This is a genomic window from Pseudokineococcus sp. 5B2Z-1 (assembly GCF_037482305.1).
GTDB lineage: Bacteria > Actinomycetota > Actinomycetes > Actinomycetales > Quadrisphaeraceae > Pseudokineococcus.
In genome coordinates this window covers 460,463-470,584 of the sequence record NZ_JBBHZG010000001.1, presented here as the reverse complement: position 1 = coordinate 470,584, position 10,122 = coordinate 460,463, and the positions used below count along the sequence as shown (strand labels likewise).

Sequence of the window (10,122 nt, the reverse complement as noted above, 5' to 3'; positions counted from 1 at the left end):
CCCCCCCCCCCCGCTCGAGCCCGACCCGCGGCGCCTAGGCTCGCGGGGCCACGACCGCGACCGGGGAGGAGGCGCGCATGGCCGTCCCCCCGGCCGTGGGTGCGGAGAGCGACGCCGCCGCGTCGACCCCGGGCGCGGCCGGTGACGACGACGCGGCCGACCGTCGCCCGCACGTCCGTCGCCGCTGGCGCGCCGCGGGCGCCCTCCTCGGCGCGGCGCTCGGGGTCCTCGCCCTGTCCCTCGTCGTCCGCCAGCTCGGCAGCGCCGACCCGCTGACGGCCCTGCGGCAGGCCCACCCGGGGTGGCTGGCGCTCACCGCCGTCGCGGCCGTCGTGCCGTTCGCGGGGGCCACGGCCACCGTCATGGCGTTCTCGCCCGTGCCGCTTCGCCTGCGCCCGACGGCGGCCGTGCAGGTGGCGGGGACCTTCCTCAACCTCCTCGGCCCCGCCGGGCTCGGCGGCATGGCCCTCAACGTCCGGTACCTGTACCGGCGGGGCGCCTCGACGCCCGCCGCCGTGGCGTCCGTCGTCGCCATCCAGGTCGTCTCCGTCCTCGTCACCGCGCTGGTGCTCGTGGCGGCGGTCCTGTCGTCGGGGCGCACGGCGAGGGGCGTGCGGCTGCTGCCGGACGAGGTGACGCTGCTCACCGTCCTCGCCGTCGTCGTCGCGGCCCTCGGCACCCTGCTGGTGCCGCGCCTGCGACGGGCGGTCGTGGCCCGGCTGCGCGCCCCGGCGGGACGCGCCTGGGCCGTGCTGCGCGACCTCGTGCGCCACCCGGCGCGCCTGGGGCGCGGCGCCCTGGGCAGCGGCCTCGTGACCGGCGGCTTCCTCGCCGCCCTCGGGCTGAGCCTGCGCGCCTACGGCGCCGACGTCCCGCTGCTCGAGCTCGCCGTCGTCCTCTTCGCCGGGACGGCCGTGGGCAGCGTCTTCCCCACGCCGGGCGGGATCGGCACGGTGGAGGCGGCCGTCGCCGCCGGCCTCGTCGCGGTCGGCGTCGACCCGGTGCCGGCCGTGCTCGCGTCGGTGACCTACCGCGTGGCCACGCTGTGGCTGTGGGTCCTGCCGGGGTGGCTCCTCGCCGTCCTCCTGCGCCGCGCCGGGCACGTCTGACCCACCCCCTGCCCGCCGCCGGCGGGGCCGACCCCTGGGAGCTCGCCGGACGCGGGCTGCGAGGCCGCACCGAGCTGGTGGGGGAGCGGCGTCCCGGGTGGTGGCGCCCCTCGCGGCGGCGGATGATCACGACCATGTCCAGCCCCTTCACCTCCGCCCGCAACCGGCAGGGCGTCCCCACCGCGCCGACCGGCGAGGAGGTCGCGTCCTACGAGACCTACGCCGCCGCCCAGGCCGCGGTGGACTTCCTCTCCGACGAGCACTTCCCCGTCCAGCACGTGACGATCGTCGGCACCGACCTGCGCATGGTCGAGCGCGTCCTCGGCCGCCTCACCTACGGGCGCGTCGCGGGGGCGGGGCTGGCGTCCGGCGCCTGGATCGGCCTGCTCATCGGCCTCATCCTGCTGCTCCTGTCGCCGCCCGACGCCGGGCCCCTCGCCATCCTCCCGGCGGTGCTCATCGGTGCGGCGTTCGGCCTCATCCTCAGCCTCGTCAGCTACGCGGCCTCCCGCGGCCGGCGCGACTTCACGTCCGTGAGCCAGATCGTCGCCTCGCGCTACGCCATCTTCTGCTCCCAGGAGCAGACCGGCGCCGTGCGCGAGGTGCTCGCCCGGGACGCCGAGGCGGCGCGCGGCCTGCGCCGTCCCGGCTGGGGCGCCGGCGCCGGAGCCGCCGCGCCGCTGACGCGCGAGCAGGTGCCGGCCTCGCCCGCCCCCGGCGCCGGCGCGTCGGAGGGCGAGGAGGGCCCGGCGCGCGTCAGCGGTCCGACGTACAGCGAGATGGTCGCCCGCCAGCGCGAGCAGGAGCGGGCGCGCGCCGAGGGCGAGGAGCCGCCCGGGCGCGCGGAGGACGCCCCCCGCTGACGCCGCGGGTGGCGGCCGGCCCTCTCGGACCGGCGGCGCGTCGGGGGAGGCGCACGAAGGGCGGCGGCGCGAGGAGGGGCGGGGCACCGGACGACGTCCGGGGCCCCGCCCCTCGTGCGTGCCCGGCGCCCGGGCCGGGCGAGCCGCTCAGCCCCGGAGCGAGGCCATCCACTCCTCCACGGCGCCCGGCTCGCGCGGGAGGGCCGCGGAGAGGTTCTCGCAGCCGTCGGCCGTGACGAGCACATCGTCCTCGATGCGCACGCCGATGCCCCGCAGCTCCTCGGGGACGAGCTCGTCGTCGCTCTTGAAGTACAGCCCGGGCTCGATGGTGAAGACCATGCCGGGCTCCAGGACGGCGTCGAGGTACATCTCCCGCCGCGCCTGCGCGCAGTCGTGGACGTCGAGGCCGAGGTGGTGCGAGGTGCCGTGGACCATCCAGCGGCGGTGCTGGCCGCCCTCGGCCGACAGGGCCTCCTCGGCGCCCACCGCGAGCAGGCCCCACGCGTCGAGACGGGCCGCGATGACGCGCATGGCCGCCTCGTGGAGGTCGCGGAAGCGCGACCCCGGGCGGGCCACGGCGAAGGAGGCGTCCGCCGCGTCGAGCACCGCCTGGTAGACGCGGCGCTGCGGCTCGGTGAAGCGGCCGTCGACGGGCAGGGTCCGGGTGACGTCGGCCGTGTAGAGGCTGTCGACCTCGACCCCGGCGTCGAGGAGCACGAGCTGCCCGGAGCGCACCGGGCCGTCGTTGCGGGTCCAGTGCAGGGTGCAGGCGTGCTCGCCGGCGGCGGCGATGGTCTCGTAGCCGACGCCGTTGCCGTCCTCCCGGGCCCGGGCGGCGAAGGCGCTCTCGACGACCCGCTCGCCGCGCACGTGGTCCAGCGCGCGCGGCAGCGAGCGCACGACGTCCTCGAAGCCGCTGGCGCTGGCGGCCACGGCCAGGCGCATCTGCTCGACCTCGTGCTCGTCCTTGACGAGGCGCAGCTCCGACAGCGCGACGACGAGCTCGTCGTCGGCGACCTCGGCGGCCGCCGGGTCCGTGCCGGCGGCCGTGCGCAGGGCGGAGACGCGCGCGGTCAGCGCCGGGTCGGCGTCCGCGACGACGCGCAGGGGCGCGCCGCCGTCGGCGAGGAGGTCGTCCAGGTCGCGCACGTCCCGGCACGTCAGCCCGAGCTCGGCCTCGGCGTCGGCGAGCGAGGGGCGCGCGCCCACCCAGAACTCGCCGTAGCGCGCGTCGGCGAAGAACTCCTCCGACGTGCGCGGCGTGCGGGGGCGGAAGAGCAGGACGGCCTCGTGCCCTCCCTCCTGCTGGGCGCCGTCCTCGGACGTGCGGGGGTCGAGGACGAGCACGGCGTCGGGCTCGCGCTCGCCGCCGAGCCCGGTGAGGTGGGCGAAGGCGGAGTGGGCGCGGAAGCGGTAGTCCGTGTCGTTGGAGCGGGTCTTGAGCGGACCCGCCGGGACGACGAGGCGCTCGCCGGGGAACATCCGCGAGACCTCGGCGCGCCGGGCGGCCGCGAAGGGGGCGGCCGCCGCCCGCTCCGTGGGGGGCTCCTGCGCACCCGCGGCCGCCCAGCCGGACGCCATGAGCTCGCGGAACGCCTCCGACGTCGGGCGCTGGCGGTGGCTGCGCGCGGCCTGCCGGGCGGCGACGTCGTCGGGGGCGGCGTCGTCGGGGGAGCCGCCGTCGCCCCCGCCGGGGTGCGCCGGCGGCTGCAGCGGGGCGCCGCCCTCCGTCGCGGGGGCGTCCGCACCCGGGGAGGTGGGGGCCTCCCGGGTCGCCTGCTGGGGCGCGTCCACGGCCGCCTCCTGGGCCGGTGCGGTGGACGTGCGGGGGGCCGGCGTCGTCGGCGTCGTCATGCCGCCAGGATGCCACCGGCCCGGGCGCGCGGCTGCGGCCACCGGCGCCGCCCTCGGCTGCCGTCGTCGGCGCTGCGCGGGAGGCGCGCCCGGTGGCACCGTGGGCTGGTGGTCAGCGGTGCGGGCGGTGCGGGTGCCGGGGGCGGCGCAGGGGGAGAGGGCGAGGTCGCGGACGGCGTCGTCGAGCACCTGCGGCAGCAGGCGGCGACGTGCCGGGGCCTCGGGGCCCGCTTCACGGCCGCGCTCTGCGAGGCCGCCGCCGACGACGCGGAGCGCGGCGGGCCGGTGGCCCGCGTCCTGCGCGGGCAGGAGGGGGAGCCCGGTCCCTCGGCGCTGGCCCTGCGCCTCGTCGGCGCCCTCGGCCGCCTGGTGCTGCAGGGGGCGGCGCCCGAGCTGGCCCGCGCGTACCCGGCCGACGAGGGCGACGACGGCGCGCCGGGGCCGCGGCCGGGCGACGCGGCGCGGGCCGCCGCGCTGCTGCCCGGGGTCGTGGCCGCCCACGAGGACGCGCTGCGGGCCGACCTCGGTGCCGCGCCGCAGACCAACGAGGTGGGCCGCGCGGCGGCGCTGTGGGGCGCGCTGCTCCACGTCCTCGCCGAGGGGGCGGGCCGGGGGGTCGCGGGCGCGGACGACGACGTCCCCGTGCGCCTGCACGACGTCGGCTCCTCGGCGGGTCTGCTGCTGCAGGCCGACCGGATGCGCATGACGGCCCGCGACGGCGGGGCCTGGGGGCCGCCCGCCTCGCCGGTGCAGCTGGGGGGCGCCTGGGACGTCGCGCCGTGGCGCGCGGCGGGCGGGGGCGACGCGCCGCCCCGCGCCGTCGTCGTCGAGCGCGTCGGCGTCGACGTCGCGCCCCTCGACCCGGGCGACCCGCGGGACGCCCGGCGGCTGCTCTCCTTCGTCTGGCCCGAGCAGCGCGAGCGCGTCCACCGGCTCCGCGGCGCCCTGGAGCTGGCCGTGGCGCACCCGGTGGCCGTCCGCCGGGCGGGGGCCGGCGACCTGGCCCGGGAGCTCGCGCTGCGCGAGGGCGCCGTCACCGTCGTCTGGCAGTCCGTCGTGCGCCAGTACGTGCCGCCCGCCGAGCGCCGCGCGGCGGAGGCGGACCTGGAGGCGCTCGGGCGGCGCGCCTCGCCGTCCGCGCCGCTGGTGCTCCTGGCCCTCGAGCCGCGCCGCCTGCCGGGCGATCGCCACCAGCGGTTCTGCGTCGAGGCGCGCGTCCACGGCGCGCCTCCCGGCTCCCGGGCGGCCGCGGCGGGCGCCCGGCTGCGGCTGCTCGGCGAGGCCGCCCCGCACGGCGTGCCCGTCCGGTGGGGCCCTCCGGGCTGAGCCTGCGGCCCCGGGGACGGCGGTGGTGCGCGGGGGGCGCGCGCGGCGGCGGGGCGCTCGCCCGGCGGCACCTAGGCTGCCGGGGTGACGATCGACCTCCACGCGCACTCCAGCGCGTCGGACGGCACCCAGCCGCCGGGCGAGGTCGTCGCCGCGGCGGCGGCCGCCGGCCTCGACGTCGTGGCCCTCACCGACCACGACACGACGGCCGGGTGGGACGAGGCCGTCGCCGCCTCGCTCGCCACGGGGACCGCGCTCGTGCGCGGCGTCGAGATCTCCTGCCACAGCGGCGGGGTGAGCGTGCACCTGCTCGCCTACCTCCACGACCCGGCGGCCCCGGGCCTGCGGGCGGCGCTGGACCGCTCGCGCGCCTCCCGGCTCCACCGGGCCCGGGCCATGGTGGACCGCCTGTCGGCCGACCTGCCCCTGACGTGGGACGACGTCCTGGAGCAGGTCGACGGCGAGGCCACCGTGGGGCGGCCGCACCTCGCCGACGCGCTCGTCGCGAAGGGCCTGGCCCGCGACCGGGGGCACGCCTTCGCCACCGTCCTGTCGACGCGCTCGCCGTACTTCGTGGGCCACGCGGCGCCCGACGCGGTGGAGGCGGTCCGCCTGGTCCGGGAGGCGGGCGGGGTGCCGGTCTTCGCGCACCCGCGCGCCGTGCTGCGCGGGCGGGTCGTCCCCGACGCCGTCGTCGAGGAGCTCGCGGACGCGGGCCTCGTGGGGCTGGAGGCGCACCACCGCGACCACGACGCGCGCGCCGTGCGCGAGCTCGAGGACCTGGCCGCTGCGCTGGGGCTCGTCGTGACCGGCTCGAGCGACTACCACGGCGCCGGGAAGGCCAACCGGCTGGGCGAGCGCACGACGAGCCCGGCGGCCCTGGAGGCGGTCGAGGCCCTCGGCGCGCTCGAGGTCGTCCGGCCCTGAGGCCGGCGCCGGGACGCCTGCGGGCCCGGCGGTCAGGCGCGCAGGCGCTGCCCGGCGTCGCGGCCGGCGGTGGCGAGGCGCTCGCGCGCGGCGCGCAGGGCCGGCGGCTCCCGCAGCGCGGGGACGGCGACCTGCAGGCCGCCCACGCCGGCGCGGACGGCCCGCAGCGCCGTCGTCGTCGCGGCGTCCGAGGCGCGTGCGAGGACGGCCGGGCGGGGCACCGCGTACAGCCGCAGCGCCCACGGCGGGAGCGTGGCGAGCGCGAGGCCGGCCATGGACGCCCACAGGGGGAGGGCCGGCGTGGCGAGGGCGACGACCAGCGGCATCGGCGGGGCGACGACGCGGGCGACGGCGTCGCGCGCCGCGGGGCTCGAGCGCAGCGCGGGCCGGTAGGACTCCAGCGCCCGGGCCAGCTCGGCGCGGCTCGCCGGCGCGCGGTCGGCGGGGATGCCGACGAGCTCGGCGGCCCGCACCTGCTCGCGCACGTAGGCGTCGCCGTCGGAGGCCGTGAGCGGGGCGCCCGCCCGCTCGGCCGTGGTGAGGAAGCTGTCGACGAGGCAGCAGTGCACCCACCGGAGCAGCTCGGGGTCGGCGGCGGCGTAGTCCTCGCCCGTCTCGGGGTCCGTGCCCCGGACGCGGCGGTGCACGCCGCGGACGCGGGCCGCGAGCGCCGTCGCCTCGACCGTCGACCCGAAGGTCGTCGTCGCGACGAAGTCCGCCGTCGTCGTGAGCCGCCCCCACGGGTCCACGCGGAAGCGCGAGTGCTGGTCGACGCCCGCCATGGCGAGCGGGTGCAGCGCCTGCAGCAGCAGGGCGCGCAGGCCGGCCACCCCGGCCACCGGGTCGGCGTGCAGGCGCCAGGTGACGCTGCCGGGGCCGAAGAGGCCGGGGTCGCCCGCCGCGGGGTCCCGGGTGGCGCCGTCGCCGCGGCGCGCCGGTCCGCCCGGCCCGGTCCCGCGTCCGGCGCGCGGCGTCACGAGGCGAGCGGTGCGCTCGCCCGGAGCTCGAACCAGACGCACTTGACGGGCCGGCCGTCGTCGTGGCGCCGGTCGTGCAGACGGGAGCCCCATGCCGACGACAGCATCTCGACCAGCTGCAGGCCCCGGCCGCCGAGGTCGTCGAGGTCCGGGTCCTGCGGGCGGATCGGGCTCGGGCTCGCGTCGTCGACCTCGACCCGCACCACGCCCGCGCTGACCTCGGCGTGGACGTGCACGGGCGGGCGCCCGTGCCGGACCGCGTTGGTCACGAGCTCGGAGGCGAGCAGGAGGGTCGTGTCGGCCGCGTCCTCGTCGAGCTGCCAGGCCTGCAGGGCCCGGCCGAGCAGCTGGCGGGCCCGCGGCACCTCGGCGGTGTCGGCCTCGAGCTCGGCGATCAGCTGCACGCCGGGATTGTGCCCTACGGCACCCGTGTCCCGGTCGACGGGGAGGTCGGTCGGCACGGCGTCACCCCTGGGAGGAGGGGGCCGGGGCGTCGGCGCCCGGCCGGCGCCCGCTGGCGAGCGAGCCGCTCGGCAGCTCGCCGCCCGCCTGGCGGGCCGCGGGTGCGCCGCCTCCGGAGCGACCCTGCCCCTGCTTCTCGGCCTGCTGCCCCTGACCCTGCTGACCCTGCTCCTGGGCCTGCCCCTGGCCGGCGGCCCCGCCGCCACGGCCACCGCGGCGGCGCCGGCGCGGGCGGCGGGCGCCGCCCTCGCCCTCGCCGCTCCCGCCGTCGGAGGTCCTGCCGTCGGAGGTCACGGGGCCGGTCGACGGCGCGGCTGCGGGGGCCGCCGCTGCGTCGTCGCCGCCACCGCCGCGGGTGCGGCGACGACGGCGCGGACGACCCTCGCTGCTGGAGCCCTCGTCGCTGGAGCCCTCACCCCGCGCGCCCGTGCGACCGCCGTCCCCACGGCCGCCGTCCGCACGTCCGCCGCTGCGCGGCCGCTCCTCGCGGGAGCGCTCGCGCCCACCGCCGCGGCCGCCGCGGCCGGTCTCGCCGAGGTCCTCGAGCTCCTCGGCCGCGAGGCCGGCGCGCGTGCGGCGGCTGCGGGGCAGGCGCCCGGTCGTGCCCTCGGGGATGTCGAGGTCGGAGAAGAGGTGCGGGGACGTGGAGTAGGTCTCCACCGGCTCGGGGTGCCCGAGGCCGAGGGTGCGGTCGATGAGGCCCCACCGCGGCACGTCGTCCCAGTCGACGAAGGTGACGGCGGTGCCCTTCTGGCCCGCGCGGCCGGTGCGGCCGATGCGGTGCACGTAGGTCTTGTCGTCCTCGGGGCACTGGTAGTTGACGACGTGGGTGACGTCGGTGACGTCGATGCCGCGCGCGGCGACGTCGGTCGCGACGAGGACGTCCACCTTGCCGCTGCGGAAGGCGCGCAGCGCCTGCTCGCGGGCGCCCTGCCCGAGGTCGCCGTGCAGCGCGCCGGCCGCGAAGCCGCGCTCGACGAGGTCGTCGGCCACCTTGGCCGCCGTCCGCTTGGTGCGGGCGAAGACGATGGTGAGCCCGCGGCCCTCGGCCTGGAGCAGCCGCGCCAGCACCTCGACCTTGTCCATCGCGTGGGCGCGGTAGACGACCTGCCGGATCGCCTTGACGACGGCGCCCGCGTCGTCGGGCTCGCTGGCCCGGATGTGCGTCGGCTGCGTCATGTAGCGCCGGGCCAGGGCGACGACCGGCCCGGGCATCGTCGCTGAGAAGAGCATCGTCTGGCGCCCCGCCGGCGTGAGGGCCAGGAGCTTCTCGACGTCGGGGAGGAAGCCGAGGTCGAGCATCTCGTCGGCCTCGTCGAGGACGACGGTGCGGGCGTGGCCGAGGCGCAGGTGCCCCTGGCCCGCGAGGTCGAGGAGGCGGCCGGGCGTGCCGACGACGACCTCGACGCCCTTCTCGAGCGCCTCGACCTGCGGCTCGTAGGCCCGGCCGCCGTAGATGGTGAGGACGCGCACGGAGCGGCGGGCGGCGGCGGCGGTGAGGTCGCCGGACACCTGCACGGCCAGCTCGCGCGTGGGCACGACGACGAGGGCCTGCGGCGCGCCGGGCTCGGCGAGGGCGTCGAAGCCGTCCTCGCCGGGGCCGACGGCGCGCTGGATCGCCGGGATGCCGAAGCCGAGGGTCTTGCCGGTGCCCGTCTTCGCCTGGCCGATGATGTCGTGGCCGGACAGCGCGACGGGCAGCGTCATCGCCTGGATGGGGAAGGGGCGCTCGATGCCCTTGGCGGCGAGCGCGTCGGCGATGGCCTGCTGGACGCCGTGCTCGACGAAGGTGGGGACGAGGTCGGCGGCCTCGGGCGCGGGCGCCTCGAGGGTCTCGACGGCGACGTCCTCGACGTCGGCGGGCGCGCCGGTGGTGGTCTCTGCGGTCTCTGCGGACATGGAGGAGGAGGCCTTCGGGTCGTCGGGCGGGGCCGCACGCGGGCCGGGCGCTCGGGCGCTCCGCACCACACGGGCCTCTCGCGCCGGGGGTGGCGGCCGATCGCTGTCGACGACCGGGCGTAGGCGTGTTCCCGGCCATGGTAACCACGAGCGTCTCGAGCCCGGGCGCGCGCGACGTCCGCGCGGCCGCGCCGCACCCGGGCCCGGACGCGCCGAAGGCCGCCACCCGGTGGGGTGACGGCCTTCGGCGGGGGTGCGCGTCGGTCAGCGGCGGACGCTCTTGCGGCCGCTCGTGCCGCCCACGATCGCCACGCCGATGACGGCGAGGACGACCTGGATGATCAGCGTGATGATCGAGAAGCCGTCGTCGCCGCCGGTGATCGCGTTGCCGATGAAGCCGCCGATGAAGGCGGCGACGAGGCCGATGAGGATCGTCAGCAGGATGCTGATGTTCTGCTTGCCCGGCAGCACGAGCCGGGCGAGGGCCCCGACGATGAGCCCGACGATGATGGCGCTGATGATGCCGCTGACGGTCATGGCGGTGCCTCTCCGTGAGGTGACGTCACCCGTCGAGGGCCCGGTCGGGCCGGTGGTGACGTCCGGTGATCACACCGTGGCAGAGGCGTCCCCCGTGCGCGCGTCGAGATCGCGAGCGGAGACCGGCCGCGCCGGGCGGTGACCCGATCGGGTGCCGCCCGGCGCGCC

The 10,122-nt window shown here is 79.1% G+C and carries 9 protein-coding genes; 4 read left to right on the top strand and 5 right to left on the bottom strand.

What is annotated here, in order from left to right:
• The first annotated feature begins 77 nt into the window (after nucleotides 1-77).
• Nucleotides 78-1,109, top strand: a complete 1,032-nt coding sequence (locus WDV85_RS01990; RefSeq protein WP_339569013.1) for a lysylphosphatidylglycerol synthase transmembrane domain-containing protein — start codon at nucleotides 78-80, stop codon at nucleotides 1,107-1,109.
• Between the two features lie 134 nt (nucleotides 1,110-1,243).
• Complete coding sequence (locus WDV85_RS01985; protein ID WP_339569012.1) at nucleotides 1,244-1,972, top strand: general stress protein; 729 nt, start codon at nucleotides 1,244-1,246, stop codon at nucleotides 1,970-1,972.
• A gap of 147 nt (nucleotides 1,973-2,119) precedes the next feature.
• On the opposite strand, the gene WDV85_RS01980 is transcribed toward WDV85_RS01985, so the two are convergent.
• On the bottom strand, nucleotides 2,120-3,826 hold the full coding sequence (locus WDV85_RS01980; protein ID WP_339569011.1) for an aminopeptidase P family protein: 1,707 nt from the start codon (nucleotides 3,824-3,826) through the stop codon (nucleotides 2,120-2,122).
• 108 nt (nucleotides 3,827-3,934) lie between these two features.
• Here WDV85_RS01980 and WDV85_RS01975 point away from each other — a divergent pair, with 108 nt between their 5' ends.
• Nucleotides 3,935-5,152 (top strand): DUF2332 domain-containing protein, encoded by a 1,218-nt coding sequence (locus tag WDV85_RS01975; RefSeq protein ID WP_339569010.1) that lies wholly within the window; start codon nucleotides 3,935-3,937, stop codon nucleotides 5,150-5,152.
• An 84-nt stretch (nucleotides 5,153-5,236) separates the two neighbouring features.
• On the top strand, nucleotides 5,237-6,079 hold the full coding sequence (locus WDV85_RS01970; RefSeq protein WP_339569009.1) for a PHP domain-containing protein: 843 nt from the start codon (nucleotides 5,237-5,239) through the stop codon (nucleotides 6,077-6,079).
• A gap of 32 nt (nucleotides 6,080-6,111) precedes the next feature.
• Here the strand turns inward: WDV85_RS01970 and WDV85_RS01965 are convergent, their stop codons facing one another.
• The 4 genes from WDV85_RS01965 to WDV85_RS01950 all read right to left on the bottom strand — a co-directional run bounded on the left by WDV85_RS01965 (nucleotide 6,112) and on the right by WDV85_RS01950 (nucleotide 9,954).
• On the bottom strand, nucleotides 6,112-7,056 hold the full coding sequence (locus tag WDV85_RS01965; RefSeq protein ID WP_339569008.1) for an oxygenase MpaB family protein: 945 nt from the start codon (nucleotides 7,054-7,056) through the stop codon (nucleotides 6,112-6,114).
• A complete protein-coding gene (locus WDV85_RS01960; protein ID WP_339569007.1) occupies nucleotides 7,053-7,460 on the bottom strand; it encodes an ATP-binding protein in 408 nt (135 codons plus the stop codon). Before WDV85_RS01960 ends, WDV85_RS01965 begins: the two co-directional genes overlap by 4 nt.
• Nucleotides 7,461-7,521: 61 nt before the next feature.
• Entirely contained in the window at nucleotides 7,522-9,417 is a 1,896-nt protein-coding gene (locus WDV85_RS01955) for a DEAD/DEAH box helicase (protein WP_339569006.1), read from the bottom strand.
• A 264-nt stretch (nucleotides 9,418-9,681) separates the two neighbouring features.
• Nucleotides 9,682-9,954 (bottom strand): GlsB/YeaQ/YmgE family stress response membrane protein, encoded by a 273-nt coding sequence (locus tag WDV85_RS01950; RefSeq protein ID WP_171204238.1) that lies wholly within the window; start codon nucleotides 9,952-9,954, stop codon nucleotides 9,682-9,684.
• Between the last annotated feature and the right edge of the window lie 168 nt (nucleotides 9,955-10,122).